The organism is Rhodococcus sp. IEGM 1408 (genome assembly GCF_033142235.1).
Taxonomy (GTDB): Bacteria; Actinomycetota; Actinomycetes; order Mycobacteriales; family Mycobacteriaceae; genus Dietzia.
Genome location: NZ_JAWLRW010000002.1, coordinates 387,620 through 407,538 on the forward strand (window position 1 = coordinate 387,620; position 19,919 = coordinate 407,538).

Genomic DNA, 19,919 nt, shown 5'->3' on the forward strand with positions numbered 1-19,919 from the left:
ATACGCCCGAACGCGCCGGACCCCGGCACCGCAGGGGTGCCGGGGTCCGGATGAGAAGCGTGCGCGTGACTCACTTACGGGCGTTGACGGCCTCGGTGAGCTGGGGGGCGACGTTGAAAAGGTCGCCGACGATCCCGTAGTCCGCGATCTCGAAGATCGGGGCCTCCTCGTCCTTGTTGACGGCGACGATGGTCTTGGACGTCTGCATGCCCGCGCGGTGCTGGATCGCACCCGAGATGCCGAGGGCGATGTACAGCTGCGGAGACACGGTCTTGCCCGTCTGGCCGACCTGGAACTGGCCCGGGTAGTAACCCGAGTCGACGGCCGCACGGGACGCGCCGACGGCGGCCTTGAGCGAATCGGCGAGCGGCTCGACGACCTCGGTGAACTTCTCGGCCGAACCGACACCGCGGCCACCGGAGACGACGATCGTCGCCTCGGTGAGCTCCGGGCGGTCGCCACCGACGATCGGGTTGCTCGAGACGATCTTGGCGGCGTTCTCGGGCTCGGGGACCTGAACCTCGACGACCTCGCCCGCACCGGCGGTGGGTGCGGCCTCGACCGCACCCGGACGCACCGTGTAGACGGGGGTGTCGCCGGAGACGGTGGCCTCGACGGTGAAGGCGCCACCGAAGATCGAGTGGACGGCCGAGCCGTCGGACTTGATCTCGACGACGTCACCGAGGATGCCGGATCCGGTGCGGGCGGCGAGGCGACCCGCCACCTCCTTGCCCTCGAACGTGGCGGCCAGCACGACCGCGACCGCGCCCTGCTCGGCGAGGCCGGCCAGGACGTCGACCTTGGGGGTCACGAGGTAGTTCTGAACCGTGTCGCCCTCGGCGACGTAGATCTTCTCTGCGCCGCCGGCCTTGAGGGCCTCGGTGAGCGCGGCGGCCGTGCCGGACGGGCCGAACACGACCGCGGACGGCTCGCCCAGCGCGCGGGCGGCGGTGAGCAGCTCGAGGGTGACCTTCTTGAGTTCGCCGTCGACGTGCTCGACCGCGACGAGGACTTCAGCCATGGTGGGTTCTCCTTGAAAAAGACTGGTGTGAGTCGGTCGGGTGAGCTCGGGTCAGATGATCTTCTGCGCGACGAGGTACTTGGCGATCTCGTTGCCGCCCTCGCCCTCGTCAGCGGTCTTCTCGCCGGCCGTACGCGCCGGCTTCGGGACCGAGGAGGTGACCGTGGAGGCGGCGTTGTCCTTGCCCACCTGACCGGGCTCGACATTGGCGTCTGCGAGCGTGAGCACTTGGACCGGCTTCTTCTTGGCCGCCATGATCCCCTTGAAGGAGGGGAAGCGCGGCTCGTTGATCTTCTCGCCGACGGAGACGACGCACGGCAGCGGCGCCTCGATCTCGAAGAGACCCTCGTCCGTCTCGCGCTCACCCTTGACGGTCCCGCCCGAGACCTCGAGGGTGCGCATGTGGGTGACCTGCGGCAGGCCCAGGTACTCGGCGATGATGGCCGGGATGGCCCCCATGCGACCGTCCGTGGCCTCGTTACCGCAGATGACCAGCTCGGTGCCCTCGATCGTGCCGAGGACGTTGGCGAGTGCCCACGCGGTCTGGACGCAGTCCGAACCGTGGAGCGCCTCGTCATTGAGGTGGACGGCCTTGTCCGCTCCCATCGAGAGCGCCTTGCGGATGGCCTCCGACGCGCGGTCCGGCCCCGCACAGAGCACGGTCACCTCGCCGCCCTCGGCCTCCTTGATCTTGAGCGCCTGCTCGACAGCCTTCTCATTGATCTCGTCCAGAACCGCGTCTGCGGCCTCGCGGTCCAGGGTGAAGTCCCCGTCGGAGAGCTTGCGCTCCGAGTAGGTGTCCGGAACCTGCTTGATCAGTACGACGATATTCGTCATGGGCCTGCGTCGACCTCCTGCGAGTCGGGGCTGGGTGCGCCTCCGTAGTAGGCGGGCGCCCCAGATGTGGGTCCTGCCGACACAATAACGCCACCCGGGCCGACTCCGCCGTGGAGGGGCCGTGGAGGGGCCGTCAGTTGATCCGCTTCTCCCACCCGGACCACGCGGCGTCGCGGAGTTCGTTCTTGCGGACCTTGCCCGTCGAGGTGCGCGGCAGCGCCTCGGTGAGCTCGACCGCGCCCGGCACCTTGTACCGCGCGATCTTGGTCCGGCAGTGGTCGATCACCCCGGCCTGGTCGAGCTTCGACCCCGTCTTGACCACCACGTATGCCTTGGGCCGCTCACCCCACTTCTCGTCGGGCATCGACACCACGGCGCAGTCCACCACGTCGGGGTGGGACGCGATCGCCTGTTCCACCTCGATCGTCGAGATGTTCTCGCCGCCCGAGACCACCACGTCCTTGGCCCGGTCGAGCAGCTGCACGTAACCGTCCGGGTGCATCACCCCGAGGTCTCCCGAGTGGAACCAGCCGCCGGCGAACGCCGTCGCGGTGGCCTCGGGGTCGGCGAAGTACCCCTTCATCACGCCGTTGCCGGTCATCACGACCTCGCCCATCGTCACGCCGTCGGCGGGGACGTCGATCAGACGCGAATCACCGGGGGTCGTCCGCTCGACCACGCGGACGGTGTCCGCGTGGATCATCGCCACGCCCTGCCTGGACTTGAGTGCGGCCCGCTCGTCCGGGTCGAGCTCCGACCACCCCGGTTGCGGCAGGCACACCGTGAACGGCCCGTACGTCTCGGTGAGCCCGTACACCTGGGTGACGTCGATCCCCAGGTCCTCGAAGCGGCGCAGGATCGTCGGCGAGGGCGGGGCGCCGGCCGTCACCATGCGGATCCCTGAGGTCGGCCGGGCCGCCGGGTCGTCGGCGATCGTGGACAACACGGTCGGTGCGCCCGCGAGGCGGTTGACCCCCTCGTCGTCGAACAGTCTCCAGATGTCCTCCCCGCGCACGGCGCGCAGACACACGTGGGTGCCCATCGCCCCGGTCAGTGCCCAGGTGGTGCACCAGCCGTTGCAGTGGAACATCGGGAGCGTCCACAGGTAGCGGGAGTGTGAGTCGAAATCCTGGGTGACGATCTCGCCCAGCGCGTTGAGATAGGCGCCGCGGTGGGTGTACATCACGCCCTTCGGGCGGCCGGTGGTGCCGGAGGTGTAGTTGACGGCGATGACGGCGTCCTCGTCCTCCACCGTCCACCGCACCGGCCGCGGCGATGCCTGCGCCAACTCGTCGTCCAGCGCCTGGGCGCGGGGGCCGAAGCGGGTCGGATCCGGCTGGGTTCCGTCGGCATCGGGCGCCACCAGGATCAACGAGATCGCCTCCGGCACGGCGTCACCGAGGCCGGCCAGCAGTTCGGCGTCGGCGATGAGCACCTTGATGCCGGCGTGGTCGACGATGTAGCTGACCTCGGCCGGGGCGAGACGGGTGTTGAGGGCCACCACCGCCCCGCCGGCGAGCGGGACCGCGAACTGCGCCAGCAGCGCCTCGGCCGAGTTCGGGGCCAGCACGCCGACGCGGTCTCCGCGGGCGACGCCGCGCATCCGCAGGAGTGAGGCCAGCCGGGTGGCCCGGTCGGCGAACTCGGCGTAGGTCTGGCGACGGGGCCCGTCCACCACCGCGATCGCGTCAGGGGCCACCCGCGCGGCCTTTTCCAGGAAGCTCAGCGGGGTGAGCGCGGTGTCTAGTCCGGACGTGGCTGTCATCGCGGGTGGTCCGCCTCTCGTGGTGGGATGATGTGGTGGGGTGATACCGGTCACGGTAACCGCGTCGGTCTCCAGCCGCCCGTCGCTTCCCCCGTCCTCCCCCTGCCGCGGCCGGCCGCCGCCGCACGCCGCCGGCCTGTCGCAGCCCGTCCCCGGAGCGTCCGGAGAGCGCGCACGTGAGCGCCGACTACGCTCTCCCTGACAGCTGCCCAAGGAGAGGGGACCCCGAGTGGGATCGGCACCGACACCGTCCACTGCCGCGCGTGCCGCACGCGCCCTGCTGGTCGGCGCGATCTCCGTGGGGCTCGCCGCCGGGTGTGCCTCCAGCACCGGGAGCGGTGACGCCCGCCTCGGTCAGGCGGCCAGTTGGTCCTCCGTCACCGGTGGTCCCCCGAACTCCGGCCGCGCGCACGCCGCGGTCTCGGACTCCCCCGAACTCGTATGGTCCCGGACGCTCGGAGCCCCCGCGACCGGCGTCGCGAGCTCCGACGGGATCGGCACGTTCTTCCAGGCGACCGTCTCCGATCGCGGCTGCAACCTCTTCGCCCTGACCGCCGACGACGGGCGCAAGCGCTGGTGCCTGCGCCTGCCCACCGACGGGCCCCGCATCACCACGACCGTCGACGGCCGCGGCTCGCTGTTCGTGCCGATGTACGGCGGCGTGGGCGCGGTGGCGGCGGAGGGTGAGAACCGCTGGTTCGCCGAGACGCGGGGCATCCCCACCACCGTCACGCTGCTCGACAACCGCCACCTCCTGCTCATCTCGCACCTGGGGATCGCGAGGGTGGTCAACACCCAGACCGGGCTCGACGCCTCGTCCGAGCTCCCGGTGGCCGGGGAGATGGCGGCCTCCGACCCCGCCTTCGGCCTGCCGTGGTGCGGTTCCGGGGAGCGCGGGTGTCCGGCGCCGGGTCCCGCCGCTGTCGACACCGAGACCGGCACCGCGTACCTCACCGCCTGGAATCCGGGCGAGCCCGCACCAGAGCTGGTCGCGGTGCGGTTCACCGCCGGCGAGACCGGGCGACTGGAGGTGCTCTGGCGCGTCGGGCTCCCCGGAGGCCGCCTCGGCGTCCCGGTGGTGCTGTCGAACGACCGCTCCCGGGTTCACCTGCACGCCCGGGACGGTTCGCTGTCCTCCTTCTCCACGGCCGACGGCTCCCCGCTCTGGTCGGCCCCGGTCGGGTACCGGCCCGATACACCACCCGCGCTGCTCCCCGACGGCACCCTGGTCACCGGCGGTCGCACGACCACCGTGTGGCGCGGACCTGACGACGACCACGCGGCCGACGCCGGCCCGGCGCCCGTGGTGGCCGTCCGCGAGGAGGACGGACGGGGCCGGGAGGTCTGGCGTCGGGACGACCTGCGGCAGCTCACCAACCCCGCCGCCACCGGGGACGGGCGGGTGGTGGTGGCCGTCCGGTCGGGGGGGACCGACGACGAGCCGGGCATCTCCGTCCACCTGCTCGACGGCACGGACGGCCGTACCGTGCACGAGATCGCGGTCCCCGCCGCCACCGGGCCCGTCTCCGGGTTGAGTGTGGACAGCGACGGGCGGATCGCGCTCACCACCGCGATGGGCGCGGTCTACGTCTTCGAGTGACCAGCGTTCTAGTGATCAGTCTTCGAGTGACCAGCGTTTTGGTGGCCAGTGTCAGCCTGTGCGCGGCCCGCAGACGAACGACGGATTAATCCGCCCCTCCGATTACGATCCGCCCGCGGACCTCCGCGCGCGGATCGCTATACGAGGGGCGGATTTCTCGCGCACCGGGCGCTACCGCTCGTCTTCCTCGCCTCCGGCGTGCGCGAACCGTGCTGCAGGGTCCCAGTGAGCGCTGTTCATCCGTCAGCCGTCCGGGCGATCGGCGGTCCGCGGCCCGCACACAAACACCACCGCCGACCTGTCGATCCTGGTCACCACCAGGGCCAGGGGTTGGGTGCCCTTGAGCGCCAGTGACCGGCGGAGCACGTCGGGGTCGTTGTCGACCCCGCGGACGAGGATCTCCAGCGAGCCACAGTCGCGCTCCCGCAGCACCCGGCGCAGTTCCTTGCGGTCGAGCCTGCAGCGCTGCAGTACCTCGAAGCCGGTGTATCCGTCCGGCACGCGCGGGCCGGTGAGATGCGCGATCCGGGGGTCGAGCTGCCGGAGCCCGTGACGGCGGGCCCAGTGCCGCACCAGGCCCGCCCGGACGATCGCCCCGTCGGGGTCGACGATGAACCTGTCGGCCTCCCCGTGGGCGTCCACCTCGTCGTCGTCCGCGTCCGTGACCTCCTCGACGTGGACGGCGACCCCGTCCGCGACGAGTCGTCCCGGTCCCCAGGGTCCTGGGGTGCCGGCCGGCCCGGTGCGGACCACGCTCGCGCGGCGCCGCACCCCCGCGGACAGGCCCCGCGACCACAGGCACGCCTCCCGCACGGAGCCGTCCAGGGAGACCAGCTGGACCTCCCCGGAGTGGTCGAGCAGGGAGGTGTCCAGTCCGGGCGCGCACTTGATCGCGTGGTCGCGGCCGGCCGCGACCGAGAGCAGCGCCGACAACGGCGGGCTGAGCTGCTCGGGATCGTGGATCCGCCGCCCGCCGGACCGTCGGGCGGGGTCCGCCACCAGCACGGCGTCGCGGCTCGGCGGGGCCAGCGCGTCCGCCACGCACACCAGGGCGCCCGGGACGTTGTGCGCGGCCATCCGGGCGCGGAGCGGGTCGAGATCGGAGCCGACGACCCGGCCCGCGGTCCGCACGAGTTCGCCCAGCTCGGCGCCCACCGAACAGGTGACGTCGTGGACGTCCCGGCCGGCCAGGCGCTGGGCGCGGAGCGCGGCCACGGGCCACGCGGTGGCCTGCTGGACGGCCTCGTCCGTCAGCAGCATCCGCTCTGCGCCGCGGATCCGGCCCGAGGCCCGCAGCCGGGCGGTCACCACGTCGATCGCGGCGGCGGCGTGAACGGGGTCCACCCGCCGGACGGACGCGGTCGAGGCGACCATCCGCGCGCGCGACCAGTCCAGTCCCTCTGCCAGGGCGAGCAGGTCTCCCCCGGCGTCGGACTGCAGGAAGTCCAGGTCCTCCGGGGTCACCGGTGCCCCACTACCGGCCGCCCGGCGTGATGGCCCGGGGCGTGTCGAGGAGTTCGGCCACGTCCGCGGCGGCGGCGAGGTCGGCGAGCACGTCGAGGGTCGGGCGGAGCATCCCCAGTCGCCCGAGGGTGCCCGCCGTGCAGGCGTCGTCCGCGCGCATCCACTCGGTCGCGCGCGCCTCGCTCGTCCCCCCGTCGGCCTCCGCCCCTTCGGGCAGCGCGGCCACGAAGAACAGCGTGTCGTACCGACGAGGTGGGCCGACGGGGGTCGTCCACCGGTCCCACGGGCGCAGCAGATGCGCGGACAGGACCAGGCCGTGGGCGGCCAGCAGCGAATCGAGGTCTCCCTCGCCGGCGTCGAGCGCCCGGCGCTCGGCTGGTCCGGGGAGTTGCGCGGTGCCGGGGAGTTGCGCGGTGCCGGGGAGCTGCGCCGGCCGCGTCGCATCAGCCGCCGCGGGATCGGGCTCGGCCATCAGGACTCCGGTCTCCTCGAACAGCTCCCGCGTCACCCCCCGCACGGCCGCGGCGGCCCGGTCGGTGTCGATGCCGAACCGCTCAGCCCACCACTCCGGCTCCGGGCCGAGCCACGGCCGGGCGCCCAGGTAGTCCCGGGGTTCCACGCCGCCGCCGGGGAACACCGACATGCCGGCGGCGAACTGCATGGTGGCGACCCGGTGTTGGAGGAACACCTCGAGGCCACCACCGACGCGCGCGTCGCGGACCAGCGCGACCGTGGCGGCCTCACGGACGGGGACGGACTCCGGGGCGGAGGCCGTCGCGGGTTCGGGGCGGGTCACGGTCGTCGGTGCCGGCCGGACCGGCGGGCGCGCCGGGCGAAGTAACGCCCGTCGATCGCGTCCACCACGATCGACTGGGAGAACGAACGGCTGAGGTTCTCCGAGGTGATCACCTCGTCGATCAGCCCGAGCGCGGTCACCCCGCCCTCGGCGAGCAGCATCGCGTGGGTGAAACCCGGGGGTATCTCCTCCACGTGGTGGGTCACCAGGACGGTGGCCGGAGCGTCGGGGTCCATGGCCATGTCCTCCAGCCTCGCGACCAGATCCTCGCGGCCTCCCAGATCCAGTCCCGCGCCGGGTTCGTCCAGCAGCAGGAGCTCCGGGTCGGTCATCATCGCGCGCGCGATCAGCACCCGCTTGCGCTCGCCCTCCGACAGCGTCCCCCAGGTGCGCAGCGCGAGGTGCTCGCCGCCGATCATCTCCAGCGTGTCCGCCGCGCGGTCGAAGTCCTCCTGGGCGTAGGCCTCCCGCCACCGGCCGAGCACCGCGTAGCCGGCGGAGACGACCAGGTCCTGCACGATCTCGTCTCCGGGGATCCGGCCCGCCACCGCGGCGGAGGACAGGCCCACGCGGCTGCGGAGCTCGGTGACCTCGGTCCGTCCCAGTTGCTCACCCAGGATCACCGCCGTGCCGGTGCTGGGGTACTCGAGCGCCGAGGCGATACGCAGCAGCGAGGTCTTCCCCGCGCCGTTGGGCCCCAGGACCACCCAACGCTCGTCCAGCTCGACCTGCCAGGTGACGGGACCCACCAGGGTCCGCCCGTCCCGCCGGAGCGAGACGTCCCGGAGGTCCAGGACAAGGTCGGGGTCGGTCTCGATCGGCGCATCCACGCAGCCCATCTAACCCCGGATCGGGGAGAAGGGTGGCGAGGAACACGGGCTTGGCAGGTGAACCGGAGGTGACACCCCTCCCAGATCGCCCCCGCTTCGCTAGCGTCGTGGGGTGATCGCTTCCGCGCAGCGGAATCCACGTCCCGAGAGGAGCACCGCCGTGAACGACCGTCTGGCCATCGACGAGGTCCGCCCCCTGGTCTCCTGCGGGAGGTTCCCGTCCAAGTCCGTCGTCGGTGAGGTGGTGCCGATCGCCGCCACCGTGTGGCGGGAGGGACACGACGCGTTGTCCGCCAGCCTGGTCGTGCGCCGGCCCGGCGGCGCCTCCTCCCGGACGACGATGGTGCCCGGGGCCGAGCACGACACCGTGCACGCGCTCCTCACCACCGACACCCCCGGGATGTGGTCGTACCGCGTGGAGGCGTGGTCGGACCCCTTTGCCACGTGGAGCAGCGGCATCGTCAAGAAGATGGACGCCGGCCAGGGTGCCGACGTGCTGGGCAACGAGCTCGAGCTGGGCGCCCGGGTCCTGGAACTGGGCGCCGGGCAGGCCGCCGCCGCGGGCGCCACCGACCGCGCGGCCCTGTTGACCGGGGCGGCCGACACGCTGCGCGGCCCCGGCGACGCCGGCACCCGGACGGCCCCCGCGCTGTCCGCCGAGGTCGCGGCCGCCATGGCCGCCAACCCGGTCCGGGAACTGGTCACGCCCGGTCAGACCTACCGCGTGTGGGTCGACCGCCGCGGGGCGCAGTTCAGCTCCTGGTACGAGTTCTTCCCCCGCTCCACCGGCGGGTGGGACGAGCAGGGACGACCCGTCCACGGCACCTTCGCGACCTCCCGGGCGTACATCGACCACGCGGCGGACCTCGGGTTCGACGTGGTCTACCTGCCGCCCATCCACCCGATCGGCGAGATCAACCGGAAGGGCCGCAACAACACCCTCACCCCGGACGCCGGCGACGTCGGCTCCCCCTGGGCGATCGGCTCCGCGGACGGCGGTCACGACGCGGTGCACCCGGCGCTCGGCACGATCGAGGACTTCCGCGAGCTGGTGGACTACTCCGCCACCCGCGGGATCGAGATCGCGCTCGACCTGGCGCTGCAGTGCGCCCCCGACCACCCGTGGGCGCAGGCGCATCCCGAGTGGTTCACCGTCCTGCCCGACGGCCACATCGCCTACGCCGAGAACCCGCCCAAGAAGTACCAGGACATCTACCCGGTCAACTTCGACATCGACCCGGAGGGCATCTACACCGAGGTGCTCCGCGTGGTCCGGTTGTGGACCTCCCTCGGGGTGCGGATCTTCCGCGTGGACAACCCGCACACCAAGCCGGCCGACTTCTGGAGCCGCCTGATCGCCGAGGTCAAGCGGACCGAGCCCGACGTGCTGTTCCTGGCCGAGGCGTTCACCCGCCCGGCCCGGATGTTCGGCCTGGCCAAGCGCGGGTTCTCGCAGTCGTACACCTACTTCACGTGGAAGACCACCAAGGCGGACCTGGTCGAGTTCTGCGAGCAGCTCCTGGGTCACGTCGACGAGGCCAGGCCCAACATGTTCACCAACACCCCGGACATCCTGCACGAGTCGCTGCAGCGCGGCGGACCGGCGATGTTCGCGATCCGGTCTGCGCTCGCGGCCACCCTCTCGCCGTCGTGGGGCGTGTACTCCGGCTTCGAGCTGTACGAGTGGCAGCCTGTCGCCGACGGCAGCGAGGAATACCTGGACTCGGAGAAGTACGAGCTCCGCCCGCGGGACTTCGCCGGGGCCGAGGCCGCCGGACAGTCGCTGGCACCCTGGCTGCGGACGCTCAACCGGATCCGCCGCGAGCACCCCGCCCTGCAGCAGCTGCGCACGCTGCGCTTCCATGAGGTGGACAACGACCAGATCATCGCCTACTCGAAGATCGATCCCGCCACCGGCGACTGCGTCCTGTCCGTGGTCTCCCTGGACTCCCACGGGGTCCAGGAGGGCACCCTCACGCTGGACATGGCCGCCCTCGGGTACGACGCCGACGCCCGGTTCAGCGTCCTCGACGAGGTCTCGGGGAAAGAATTCCACTGGGGATCGAGCAACTACGTGCGGCTCGAGCCCTGGAACGCGGTGGCTCACATCATCGTGATCCCGCCGTGCGACGAAGCACGTAGGGTCGAACTGACCTACCGCACTCACATCGTGGATTGAGGCATACCGGCATGGGAAAGCACCACAAGAAGCGCCGACCCGCTCCCGAGACCTCCGCGAAGGGGGCCGAGCGGGTGACACCGCCGGTCGATCCGGACGCGGTCTGGCGGACGCCCGAGGAGGTCGCCACTGAGCTCTCGGGTTCCGATCTCCCCGGTTCAGATCTGCCCGGCGCCGAACTCTCCGGCGGCAACCTGGACGCGCTGCGCTCGGGCACCCACCGCGACCCCCACGCGGTCTACGGCGCGCACCGGACCGCCGACGGTTCCGTGGTGCGCACCCTGCAGCCCGGCGCCACTGACGTGGAGATCGTCCTGGGCGAGCGGGTCGTGCCCATGGAGCCGCTCGGCGAGGGCATGTTCCACGCGACGCTCCCCGATCAGGACGTCCCCGACTACCGCTACCGGATCGCCTACCCCGACGGGCACACGCGGACCGTCGCCGACGGCTACCGCTTCCTGCCCACCCTCGGCGAGATTGACCTCTACCTGATCGGCGAGGGCCGGCACGAGCGGCTGTGGACCGTCCTCGGCGCGCACGTGCGGACCTACGACACCCCCGGCGGGCCCGTCAGCGGCACGTCCTTCGCGGTGTGGGCTCCGGGCGCCCGCGGGATCAGCGTGGTCGGCGACTTCTGCGGGTGGAACCCCGTCGCGTTGCCCATGCGCAAGATCGGCAACTCAGGCGTGTGGGAGCTGTTCGTCCCGGGCGTGGGCGACGGCGCCGTCTACAAGTACTGCGTCCGCGGAGCCGACGGGCGGACCGTCGACCACGCCGACCCGCTCGCGGTGGCCACCGAGGTGCCCCCCGCCACCGGGTCGAAGGTGTTCACGTCCGGGTACGAGTGGGACGACGACGAGTGGATCGCCGCGCGCAAGACCCGCGATCACTCCCGGTCCCCGATGACCGTCCTCGAGGTCCACGTGGGATCCTGGCGACCGGGGCTGGGCTACCGCGAGTTCGCGCACCAGCTGGCCGACCACGTGACCGAGACCGGGTTCACGCACGTGGAACTGATGCCCGTGGCCGAGCACCCCTTCGGCGGCTCGTGGGGCTACCAGGTGTCCTCCTACTTCGCCCCCACCAGCCGCTTCGGCTCGCCCGACGACCTGCGCTACCTGGTGGACCACCTGCACTCGCGCGGGATCGGCGTGCTGGTGGACTGGGTCCCGGCGCACTTCCCCAAGGACGAGTGGTCCCTCGGCCGCTTCGACGGCACCCCGCTCTACGAGCACGCGGACCCGCGCCGCGGCGAGCAGCCCGACTGGGGCACCTACGTGTTCGACTTCGGTCGCCACGAGGTCCGCAACTTCCTGGTGGCCAACGCCCTCTACTGGGCGGAGGAGTTCCACCTGGACGGCCTCCGCGTGGATGCCGTGGCCTCGATGCTCTACCTGGACTACTCCCGCAACGAGGGCGAATGGCTGCCCAACCGCTACGGCGGTAGAGAGAACCTCGAGGCCATCTCGTTCCTGCAGGAGGTCAACGCCACCGTGCACCGGGAGCACCCCGGCTTCCTCACCGTGGCCGAGGAGTCGACCTCATGGGGCGGGGTCACCGCGCCCACCGACACCGGCGGGCTCGGCTTCTCCATGAAGTGGAACATGGGCTGGATGAACGACACCCTGCGCTACGTGGGGCTCGATCCCGTCTATCGCGGTCACCACCACGGTGAGGTCACGTTCTCCCTGATGTACGCGTGGAGCGAGCGCTTCGTCCTGCCGCTGAGCCACGACGAGGTCGTGCACGGCAAGGGCTCCATGTGGGAGCGCATGCCCGGCACGTCGTGGGACCGGGCCGCCGGTCTCCGCGGCCTGTACGCCTACATGTGGGCCCATCCCGGCAAGAAGCTGCTCTTCCAGGGCATGGAGTTCGGCCAGGTGGGCGAGTGGAACGATGAGAAGGGCGTGACCTGGGAGAACCTCGAGGGCTGGGAGGGCGAGTACCACCGCGGCATCCTGGCCTCGGTGAAGGACATGAACGCGCTCTACGCCCAGAACCCCGGTCTCTGGACCCTGGACGACGACCCCTCGGGCTTCTCCTGGATCGAGGCCAACGACGCCCAGCACAACGCGCTCGCGTTCCTGCGCACCGATCACGCGGGCAGCACGATCGCGTGCGTGGTGAACTTCTCCGGCGCCGCCCTGAGCGAGTACCGGATCGGGCTGCCCGAAGCCGGGTACTGGGAGGAGATCCTCAACACCGACGCGTCCGCCTACGAGGGTTCGGGGACGGGCAATCTCGGAGGGGTCCACGCCGAGGATCGCGCGCACCACGGCCGCCCGCACTCGGCGTCGATCACCGTCGGGCCGCGCGCCGCGGTGTGGCTCCGACACACGCGCTGACCGCTGGTCGCAGAAGGCCCGGGGCACCGCGCGCCCCGGGCCTCCGGTGTCAGTACAGCGCGTTCGCGAGGTTCCGGCGAGCGGCCAGCACCCGGGGGTCGTCTGCCGGCAGCGCCTCGAGCAGCTCGACCAGTCGGGCACGCAGCGTCGCCCTGTCGTCGCCGGCACTCACCCGGATGGCGTCGACGAGGACCGCGAAGGCGGAGTCGTACTCCCCGCCCACGAGCCCGCGGTCGGCCGCCCGCAGCGCGGCGAGAACCGTGCCCTCCCCGGCGTCGGACTCCTCCGTCGCACGGCGTGCGGCCTGCACGTAGCGCAGCGCCTCGCGGAGCGTGTGGTCGCCGGGGCGTGATTCCACGAGGGCCGTGAACCGCTCCTCGGCGGCGACGAGGTCTCCTTCCGCCAGCGCGTCCTCGGCCGCGTCGCGTTCGGTGTCCGCGACCTCCTCCGGCTCACCCTCGGGCTCCGCCGCCGAGGGCCCGCTGAGCTTGCCCTCGGTGGCATTGAGGACGGCCGCGATCCACTGGCGGAGCGCGTCCTCCGGCTGTTCACCCTCGAAGTCCGCCAACGGGCGGCCCGCCGCGACGGCGACGACCGTCGGGACCGCCCGCGCCTGGAACGCCTGGGCGATCCCCGGTGCGGCGTCCACGTCGACGACCGCGTGCACCCACTGACCGCCCGCCTCCGCGGCCATCGCGGAGAGCTGGGCGGTCAGCGCGGTGGGCGCGCGCCGGGACATGAGCTCCACGACGACGGGGACCTGCGTCGACCGGACCAGGACCTCCTCTTCGAACGACGCCTCGGTCACCTCTACCGGGGATGCCACCCCGGCGCCCGGGCGGGGAGCGCCGGCCGTCGCCGCGGCGTCCCGCTTCACCTCGGCACGTTTCTTCAGACCCGACAGGTCGACGGCGCCGGAGAGGGACGCCGCGAGCTGCTTCTCGGGAACGGAAGGAGGTCGGTTACCTGGTCTCGTCACGTCGTCGATCCTGCCACGGTCGGCCCGGACGGGTGTCAGCTGGTCGCCGGCACCCGGATGATCATGGCGTCGCCCTGTCCGCCACCGCCGCACAGGGCGGCTGCGCCGAGGCCGCCACCGCGGCGGGCCAGCTCGAGCGCGAGGGTGAGGACCACCCGGTTGCCCGACACGCCGATCGGGTGGCCCATGGAGATGGCGCCACCGTTGACGTTGACCTTGTCGTTGCTCACGCCGAGCATCTTGGTCGAGTGCAGGCCGACCGAGGCGAACGCCTCGTTGAACTCGAAGAGATCGATGTCGTCGACCTCGATGTCCGCGCGCCGGCAGGCGTCGAGGATCGCGTCGGCGGGCTGGTGCTGGAGGGTCGAGTCCGGGCCGGCGACCGTGCCGTACCCGACGATCTCGGCGAGCACGGGCCAGCCCTCGGCCTCGGCGCGGGCGGCGGACGTGACGACGACCGCCGAGGCGCCGTCGGAGATCTGCGACGACGAGCCTGCGGTGATGGTCCCGTCCTTGGCGAAGGCGGCCTTGAGCTTGGCCATCGACTCAGCGGTCGAGTCAGCTCGCACGCCTTCGTCGGTCTCCACCACGGTGTCGCCCTTACGGCCCTTCACCGTGACGGGCACGACCTCGTCGGCGAACTTGCCGTCCGCCCACGCCTTGGCCGCACGCTGGTGGGAGATCGCCGCGAACTCGTCCTGGTGCTCACGGGTGATCTCGAGCTCCGCGTTGCGGGTCTCGGTGAGCGCGCCCATCGGCTGGTCGGTCGGCACGTCGTGCAGGCCGTCGTAGGCCATGTGGTCGAGGACCTCGATGGAGCCGTACTTGTACCCGCTGCGGCTCTTGGGCAGCAGGTGCGGAGCCTGGGACATCGACTCCTGGCCGCCCGCGACCACGACCTCCGAGTAACCGGAGCGGATCGCCTGGTCCGCCAGCGCGATCGCGGTCATGCCGGACAGACACATCTTGTTGATGCTCAGCGCGTCGACCCGCTTCGGGATCCCGCCGGCGAGCGAGGCCTGACGCGCGGGCATCTGACCGTTACCTGCGGCGAGCACCTGGCCCATGATCACCTGGTCAACCGCTTCGGCGGGCACGCCGCCCCGCTCGAGGGCGGCGCGGATCGCGAGGCCACCCAGCTCGGGCGCGGAGAGTGAGGAGAGGCCTCCCTGGAGGCGGCCGAACGGGGTGCGGGCCCCGGACACGATGACGGTGCGGGTGGAGTCGGCGGTCATGGGACACCTTCCGATTGAGGGGTGGTACGAGTACAGCCAAACTACCGTCTCGGCTCACGGACTACCGTGGACGGCATGACTACTACCCCAGACAGCCAGCCCTTGTTGCCGTCCGACCTCGTCGTGGGAATCGACCACGTGGGAGTGGCCGTGCCCGACTTCGACGCCGCCGTCGCCTGGTACCGCGACAACCTCGGGATGGAGAACCTCCACGAGGAGGTCAACGAGGAGCAGGGCGTCCGCGAGGCCATGCTCGGATCGCCCGGTCGCCCGGAGGGCAGTGCGCTCCTCCAGGTGCTCGCTCCCCTGGACGAGTCGTCGACGATCGCCAAGTACCTCGATCGGAGCGGCCCGGGCATCCAGCAGATGGCCGTCCGCGTGACCGACATCGAGGCGATCACCGCACACCTCACCGACCGCGGTGTCCGGGTTCTCTACCCCTCCCCCAAGAAGGGCACCGCCGGCTCCCGCATCAACTTCGTGCACCCCAAGGATGCGGGCGGGGTGCTGCTGGAACTGGTCGAGCCCGCGGCGGATCACCACTAGGGCCCCGGCCCGGCTCCACCGCTAGGGTGGTGGGCATGTCGAGCACGCACACGCCCACCGCGACCGCCGAGCCATTTGCGGTGGTCCGCAGGGGGTTTGACCGGGAACAAGTGTCCGCCACGCTCGCGCGCCTGCAGGCCGAGGTGGAATTGCTCCGCGCTGACCGGGACGCCGCCGTCGAGCGCGCCGAACGGGTGGCGGCCGAGGCCGCCCGGGACAGAGCCCGTACCGACGCGCTCGAGGCGCGCGTCGCCGAACTCGGGCGGGCGCCTGTCACCAGCGAACAGATGTCCGACCGCATCTCCACCATGCTCTCCCTCGCGGCCGCGGAGGCCGGGTCCCTCCGCGACTCCGCCCACGCGATGGCCGACCGCATCCGGGCGGACGCCGAGGAAGAGGCATGGAGACTCCGGGAGACCGCGGCTCGAGAGTCGGCGGTCGACCGTGACGTGGCGAGAGCGGAACTCGCCGCGGCTCGGGAGCGCGCGGAGGCGGTCCGGGTCGAACACACCGCGGTCCTGGCCACCGCGCAGTCGCGGGCGGAGCAGCTCCTGCGTGCGGCGGAGAACCAGGCCCGGCAGCTCGACACGCAGGCCGCCCGACGGCGGGATCAGATCGACGAGGACTTCTCCCTGGCCTCGGACGCCCGCAGGAGCGCCTCACTCCGCGAGGAGGAGGCCCGCCACGAGGCGTCGGTGGCCGCCGCGGAGGCCACGAGACGCGAGGCGGAGAAGTCAGCCCGGGAGACGATCGAGGGAGCCAGGACCGCCGCTGCAGCGATGATCGAGCGGGCGCGCCGGCGTACCGGGGAACTACGGCTGGTCCGGGAGCAGGTCGTCGCGGATCTCGCCGCGATCCGGGCCCGGCTCGAGCCCATCCCCGGGCGCCTGCCGGAGGACGACCTGGCCGATCACGACACCGGTGCCACCGACGAGCCCGGACTCAACTCCACCGACGAGTGAGACCGCGACTGCCCCGACCGGACCAGCATCCGCTGTGCCAGTGGCGGCGCTCGTCGTCGCCGCCCGGCCGGTCCGGCCACGCCACCACGTGCGCGGCTCCGGCGACCACCACGTGGTCACACCCGGGGCAGCGGTAGTCCTTACCCGCGCGTGAGCCCGGGACGCGGCGGACGTGGTACCGGTCGGGATCCCCGGACGGACCGGACTCCAGGTCGCCGCCGCCGACGCCGTCCCGCCTGGGCGGGGGCTCTCCCCCGCCGGCGCGCCGATGCCGCCTGGGCACGTGAGCTCCCGCCCTCTAGAAGAGCCGGAGGTGCGTCGACTCGATACCGCGGAGGGTGTCGTAGTCGAGCGTCACGCAGCGGATACCCCGGTCCTCGGCGAGGGTCCGGGCCTGGGGTTTGATCACCTGGGCGGCGAACACCCCGCTCACGGGGGCGAGCAGCGGGTCGCGGTTGAGCAACTCCAGGTATCGCGTGAGCTGCTCCACCCCGTCGATATCACCGCGGCGTTTGATCTCCACCGCCACCGTCACGCCGGCGGCGTCACGGCCGAGGATGTCCACCGGACCGATCGCGGTCATGTACTCCCGGCGGACCAGGGTGTATCCCTTGCCGAGCGTCTCGATGTGCTCGGCCAGCAGTTCCTGGAGGTGTGCCTCGACGCCGTCCTTGATGAGTCCGGGGTCCACGCCCAGCTCGTGGTGGGAGTCGTGGTGCACCTCGGTCAGGGTGATGCGGAGCTGCTCTCCCGCTTTGTTCTCCACCACCCACAACCGGTGCTCGGGGTCCTCCGGGTGGTCCTGCTCGGTGAGGGAGCACGGCGGGGTCATCCAGTTGAGCGGCTTGTACGCGCGGTCGTCGGCGTGGATGCTCACGGAGCCGTCGGCCTTGACCAGCAGCAGTCTCGGGGCCATCGGCAGGTGGGCCGTCAGGCGACCCACATAGTCGACCTGACATGTGGCGACGACGAGACGCACGCGTCCTCCTGGATTAGGGGTCGTACCGGATGAACAGACCGGGCTCAGCGACGGCGGTCGGTGCGGCGGATCGAGGCGGTGGAGCAGGCCTCGACCCAGGCGAGCAGCGCGGTCAACTCGGCGGGCCTCATGCAGAGTTCGCCCTCGATGGGCAGGCCCCCGCGGCGGGTACCGGAGAACGAGACGATCATCTCGCCGACCTCGGCGACGTCGAGTTCCGAGCCGGTGGGTTGACGCCGGGGACCGAGAGTCAGACTCCTGCGGTCCACACGCACGTCCGCACCGAACCGCACGCTCAGGAGTCGGTAGAACGCTACATCCGTGTCGGAGTACCTGATGGCGCCGTGGCGCCAGCGGTCCCCCTTGCCGCTGCCCCTGACCAGGACGGAGGTGGAGTCCCGCCGGATGACCATCAGACGATAGACCGCGGCCGCGGCCACCGGGGAGAGGACGAGCAGGAGGACGACACCGAGAACAGTCTCGGGAGTCGTCACTCTACTCAACCCCTTCCGGTGGCCGCGGCCATGGATCACGGGCCGGACCCGGTGGTACTAGGCGCCGGCCTTGTCGATGGCCCGGAGGCGGCCACGGGCGGCTGCAGATGCAGCCGCGTCGTCGCCGGCTTCGGACAGTGCCTTCTCGGCGTCGGCGCGGTCGATCGACTCCGACCACTCCGCGGTCTCACCGAGAATGCTGACCTTGCTCGCGGTCACCGAGAGGAAGCCACCCTGAACCGCAGCGACCTTCTTGCCCTCGTCGGTGTAGACCGTGACGGTGCCACCGGCGTCCAACTGGCCGAGAACCGGCTCGTGCCCGGCCTGGATACCGATCTCGCCCTCGGTGGTCCTGGCGACCACCATGGTGGCGGTGCCGGACCAGAAACGACGCTCGACCGTGACGAACTCGACTTCGATGTCAGCCATGGTGGAGGGTCACTTCCCTGAGAGCTTCTTGGCAGCCGCCTCGACGTCGTCCAGACCGCCGATGCCGTTGAACGCCTGCTCCGGGAGGTGGTCCAGCTCGCCCTTGCACAGCTTGTCGAACGCCTCGATGGTGTCCGAGAGCGGGACGACGGAGCCGACCTGACCGGTGAACTTCTCGGCGACGAGGAAGTTCTGGCCGAGGAAGCGCTCGAGGCGACGGGCACGCTGAACGGTGACCTTGTCCTCCTCGGAGAGCTCGTCCATACCGAGGATGGCGATGATGTCCTGCAGCTCTTTGTACTTCTGGAGGATCTGGATGACTTCCTGCGCCACGCGGTAGTGCTGCTCGCCCACGATGCCCGGCTCGAGGATCCGAGAGGTCGAGGTGAGCGGGTCGACGGCCGGGTAGATGCCCTTCGACGCGATGGAGCGGGAGAGCTCCGTGGTGGCGTCGAGGTGGGCGAACGTGGTGGCCGGCGCCGGGTCGGTGTAGTCGTCGGCGGGGACGTAGATCGCCTGCAGCGACGTGATCGAGCGACCACGCGTCGAGGTGATGCGCTCCTGCAGCTCACCCATCTCGTCCGCGAGGGTCGGCTGGTAACCGACGGCGGACGGCATACGGCCGAGCAGCGTCGAGACCTCGGAACCGGCCTGCGTGAAGCGGAAGATGTTGTCGATGAACAGCAGGACGTCCTGGCCCTGCACGTCGCGGAAGTACTCGGCCATCGTCAGGGCCGAGAGGGCGACGCGCATACGCGTCCCCGGCGGCTCATCCATCTGGCCGAACACCAGTGCGGTGTCCTGGAGGACGCCCATCTCCTCCATCTCGAGGAAGAGGTCGGTGCCCTCACGGGTGCGCTCACCGACGCCGGCGAACACCGACGTACCGGAGAACTCACGCGCGATACGGGTGATCATCTCCTGGATGAGCACGGTCTTGCCGACACCGGCACCACCGAAGAGACCGATCTTGCCACCCTTGACGTACGGGGTGAGCAGGTCGATGACCTTGACGCCGGTCTCGAGGATCTCGGTCTTGCCCTCGAGCTGGTCGAAGGGCGGCGGATCACGGTGGATGCCCCACTGCTCGCCGTCCCGGCCGAGGCCGGGGGCGTCGAGGCAGTCGCCGAGGGCGTTGAAGACGTGGCCCTTGACGACGTCGCCCACCGGAACCGAGATCGGCTTGCCGGAGTCGACGACGTCGGCGCCACGCACCAGGCCGTCGGTGGACTGCATCGAGATGCAGCGCACCATGTTGTCACCCAGGTGCTGGGCGACCTCGAAGGTCACGGTCTTGGCGACCGAGGCGAGAGTGATCTCTGCGGTCAGTGCGTTGAAGAGGGCCGGGAGGGCGCCGCGCGGGAACTCCACGTCGACGACCGCACCCAGGACGCGGGCGACCCGACCGGTGAGACCGGCCGTGCCCGTCGTGCTCTGGTCGGTAACAGCTGTGGTCAT

General features: G+C 71.3%; 18 protein-coding genes. 5 read left to right on the plus strand and 13 right to left on the minus strand.

The window, feature by feature from the left end; all coding sequences use genetic code 11:
• Positions 1-70 precede the first annotated feature (70 nt).
• From R4P08_RS04650 to R4P08_RS04660, 3 genes are all read right to left on the minus strand, one after another.
• Positions 71-1,021 (minus strand): electron transfer flavoprotein subunit alpha/FixB family protein, encoded by a 951-nt coding sequence (locus tag R4P08_RS04650; RefSeq protein ID WP_317812584.1) that lies wholly within the window; start codon positions 1,019-1,021, stop codon positions 71-73.
• A gap of 51 nt (positions 1,022-1,072) precedes the next feature.
• The gene (locus tag R4P08_RS04655; protein WP_317812586.1) at positions 1,073-1,858 is read right to left on the minus strand and encodes an electron transfer flavoprotein subunit beta/FixA family protein; all 786 of its coding nucleotides are present in this window, start codon (positions 1,856-1,858) and stop codon (positions 1,073-1,075) included.
• Positions 1,859-1,991: 133 nt separating this feature from the next.
• Complete coding sequence (locus R4P08_RS04660; RefSeq protein WP_317812587.1) at positions 1,992-3,623, minus strand: AMP-binding protein; 1,632 nt, start codon at positions 3,621-3,623, stop codon at positions 1,992-1,994.
• 229 nt (positions 3,624-3,852) lie between these two features.
• Here R4P08_RS04660 and R4P08_RS04665 point away from each other — a divergent pair, with 229 nt between their 5' ends.
• Positions 3,853-5,223 carry a hypothetical protein gene (locus R4P08_RS04665; RefSeq protein WP_317812588.1) on the plus strand — a complete coding sequence of 457 codons (1,371 nt, stop codon included), beginning with the start codon at positions 3,853-3,855 and terminating at the stop codon, positions 5,221-5,223.
• A gap of 243 nt (positions 5,224-5,466) precedes the next feature.
• On the opposite strand, the gene R4P08_RS04670 is transcribed toward R4P08_RS04665, so the two are convergent.
• The 3 genes from R4P08_RS04670 to R4P08_RS04680 are packed head-to-tail and all read right to left on the minus strand — an operon-like array spanning position 5,467 to position 8,322.
• Positions 5,467-6,687, minus strand: a complete 1,221-nt coding sequence (locus R4P08_RS04670; protein WP_317812589.1) for a THUMP-like domain-containing protein — start codon at positions 6,685-6,687, stop codon at positions 5,467-5,469.
• 10 nt (positions 6,688-6,697) lie between these two features.
• Positions 6,698-7,483 (minus strand): NUDIX hydrolase, encoded by a 786-nt coding sequence (locus R4P08_RS04675; protein ID WP_317812590.1) that lies wholly within the window; start codon positions 7,481-7,483, stop codon positions 6,698-6,700.
• Positions 7,480-8,322 carry an ABC transporter ATP-binding protein gene (locus tag R4P08_RS04680; RefSeq protein WP_317812591.1) on the minus strand — a complete coding sequence of 281 codons (843 nt, stop codon included), beginning with the start codon at positions 8,320-8,322 and terminating at the stop codon, positions 7,480-7,482. Before R4P08_RS04680 ends, R4P08_RS04675 begins: the two co-directional genes overlap by 4 nt.
• A gap of 151 nt (positions 8,323-8,473) precedes the next feature.
• Between R4P08_RS04680 and R4P08_RS04685 the strand changes: the two genes are divergently transcribed.
• Positions 8,474-10,492 carry a maltotransferase domain-containing protein gene (locus tag R4P08_RS04685; protein WP_317812592.1) on the plus strand — a complete coding sequence of 673 codons (2,019 nt, stop codon included), beginning with the start codon at positions 8,474-8,476 and terminating at the stop codon, positions 10,490-10,492.
• A gap of 11 nt (positions 10,493-10,503) precedes the next feature.
• A complete protein-coding gene (gene glgB / locus R4P08_RS04690) occupies positions 10,504-12,837 on the plus strand; it encodes a 1,4-alpha-glucan branching protein GlgB (protein WP_317812593.1) in 2,334 nt (777 codons plus the stop codon).
• A gap of 49 nt (positions 12,838-12,886) precedes the next feature.
• Here glgB and R4P08_RS04695 read toward each other — a convergent pair whose 3' ends face one another.
• Positions 12,887-13,816 (minus strand): tetratricopeptide repeat protein, encoded by a 930-nt coding sequence (locus R4P08_RS04695; protein ID WP_317812594.1) that lies wholly within the window; start codon positions 13,814-13,816, stop codon positions 12,887-12,889.
• A 35-nt stretch (positions 13,817-13,851) separates the two neighbouring features.
• Positions 13,852-15,051 carry an acetyl-CoA C-acetyltransferase gene (locus R4P08_RS04700; protein WP_317812595.1) on the minus strand — a complete coding sequence of 400 codons (1,200 nt, stop codon included), beginning with the start codon at positions 15,049-15,051 and terminating at the stop codon, positions 13,852-13,854.
• A 75-nt stretch (positions 15,052-15,126) separates the two neighbouring features.
• Between R4P08_RS04700 and mce the strand changes: the two genes are divergently transcribed.
• The gene (gene mce, locus R4P08_RS04705; RefSeq protein WP_317812596.1) at positions 15,127-15,597 is read left to right on the plus strand and encodes a methylmalonyl-CoA epimerase; all 471 of its coding nucleotides are present in this window, start codon (positions 15,127-15,129) and stop codon (positions 15,595-15,597) included.
• 35 nt (positions 15,598-15,632) lie between these two features.
• A complete protein-coding gene (locus R4P08_RS04710) occupies positions 15,633-16,559 on the plus strand; it encodes a hypothetical protein (RefSeq protein ID WP_317812597.1) in 927 nt (308 codons plus the stop codon).
• Here the strand turns inward: R4P08_RS04710 and R4P08_RS04715 are convergent.
• Genes R4P08_RS04715 through atpD form a run of 5 tightly spaced genes read right to left on the minus strand, consistent with a single transcriptional unit; the run spans position 16,540 to position 19,919 of the window.
• Positions 16,540-16,842, minus strand: coding sequence for an ATP/GTP-binding protein (locus R4P08_RS04715; RefSeq protein WP_317812598.1), 303 nt, complete (start codon positions 16,840-16,842; stop codon positions 16,540-16,542). The genes R4P08_RS04710 and R4P08_RS04715 overlap by 20 nt on opposite strands.
• Positions 16,843-16,857: 15 nt before the next feature.
• On the minus strand, positions 16,858-17,538 hold the full coding sequence (gene nucS, locus R4P08_RS04720; RefSeq protein ID WP_317812599.1) for an endonuclease NucS: 681 nt from the start codon (positions 17,536-17,538) through the stop codon (positions 16,858-16,860).
• Between the two features lie 44 nt (positions 17,539-17,582).
• Positions 17,583-18,032 (minus strand): DUF2550 family protein, encoded by a 450-nt coding sequence (locus R4P08_RS04725; RefSeq protein ID WP_317812600.1) that lies wholly within the window; start codon positions 18,030-18,032, stop codon positions 17,583-17,585.
• 57 nt (positions 18,033-18,089) lie between these two features.
• On the minus strand, positions 18,090-18,461 hold the full coding sequence (locus R4P08_RS04730) for a F0F1 ATP synthase subunit epsilon (RefSeq protein ID WP_317812601.1): 372 nt from the start codon (positions 18,459-18,461) through the stop codon (positions 18,090-18,092).
• A gap of 9 nt (positions 18,462-18,470) precedes the next feature.
• Positions 18,471-19,919, minus strand: a complete 1,449-nt coding sequence (gene atpD / locus R4P08_RS04735; RefSeq protein ID WP_317812602.1) for a F0F1 ATP synthase subunit beta — start codon at positions 19,917-19,919, stop codon at positions 18,471-18,473.

Bases quoted from the DNA above. Each gene is read 5' to 3' on its own strand.
- R4P08_RS04680 (WP_317812591.1), bottom strand. From the start codon at position 8,322: ATGGGCTGCGTGGATGCGCCGATCGAGACCGACCCCGACCTTGTCCTG.
- mce (WP_317812596.1), top strand. From the start codon at position 15,127: ATGACTACTACCCCAGACAGCCAGCCCTTGTTGCCGTCCGACCTCGTC.
- R4P08_RS04650 (WP_317812584.1), bottom strand. From the start codon at position 1,021: ATGGCTGAAGTCCTCGTCGCGGTCGAGCACGTCGACGGCGAACTCAAG.
- R4P08_RS04710 (WP_317812597.1), top strand. From the start codon at position 15,633: ATGTCGAGCACGCACACGCCCACCGCGACCGCCGAGCCATTTGCGGTG.
- R4P08_RS04700 (WP_317812595.1), bottom strand. From the start codon at position 15,051: ATGACCGCCGACTCCACCCGCACCGTCATCGTGTCCGGGGCCCGCACC.
- R4P08_RS04655 (WP_317812586.1), bottom strand. From the start codon at position 1,858: ATGACGAATATCGTCGTACTGATCAAGCAGGTTCCGGACACCTACTCG.
- atpD (WP_317812602.1), bottom strand. From the start codon at position 19,919: ATGACCACAGCTGTTACCGACCAGAGCACGACGGGCACGGCCGGTCTC.
- R4P08_RS04660 (WP_317812587.1), bottom strand. From the start codon at position 3,623: ATGACAGCCACGTCCGGACTAGACACCGCGCTCACCCCGCTGAGCTTC.
- R4P08_RS04730 (WP_317812601.1), bottom strand. From the start codon at position 18,461: ATGGCTGACATCGAAGTCGAGTTCGTCACGGTCGAGCGTCGTTTCTGG.
- glgB (WP_317812593.1), top strand. From the start codon at position 10,504: ATGGGAAAGCACCACAAGAAGCGCCGACCCGCTCCCGAGACCTCCGCG.